At 33.7% G+C, this 344-nt stretch carries 1 protein-coding gene; it reads right to left on the bottom strand.

Annotation, left to right across the window (positions count from 1 at the left end; genetic code table 11):
* Positions 1-196 precede the first annotated feature (196 nt).
* On the bottom strand, positions 197-344 hold a 148-nt coding region (locus IQR33_RS28065; RefSeq protein ID WP_193844256.1), incomplete at its 5' end, for a DUF933 domain-containing protein.

The raw sequence follows: 344 nt of genomic DNA, 5'->3' as shown, positions 1-344 counted from the left end.
TTTTTTTTAATAAATTTCGGAAAAAACCTCGTTCGCTTCCTTTTTAAACAAAGAGGCGTGTTTATGATCTAAAACTGGAAATAAATTAGCTTGCAGTTGCGTAATTTATTTTTGTTCATTTACTTAAGGTATTAAAAAAGCCAGCTTAACAGCTGGCTTTTAGTGTAAATGAAGTGTTTAGAATTCATTCATTTAATTAAACATTGAAGCGGAAGTGTACAACATCGCCATCTTTTACGATGTAGTCTTTACCTTCTAGACGCCATTTACCTGCGTCTTTTGCGCCATTTTCACCATTGAATTGGATGAAATCGTCGTAACCAACTACTTCTGCACGAATAAAG

It is taken from the genome of Vibrio sp. OPT46, assembly GCF_015163535.1.
GTDB classification, from domain to species: Bacteria; Pseudomonadota; Gammaproteobacteria; order Enterobacterales; family Vibrionaceae; genus Vibrio; species Vibrio alginolyticus.
The sequence above is the reverse complement of the archived record's forward strand: the minus strand, read 5'-3'. Positions and strand labels throughout refer to the sequence as shown.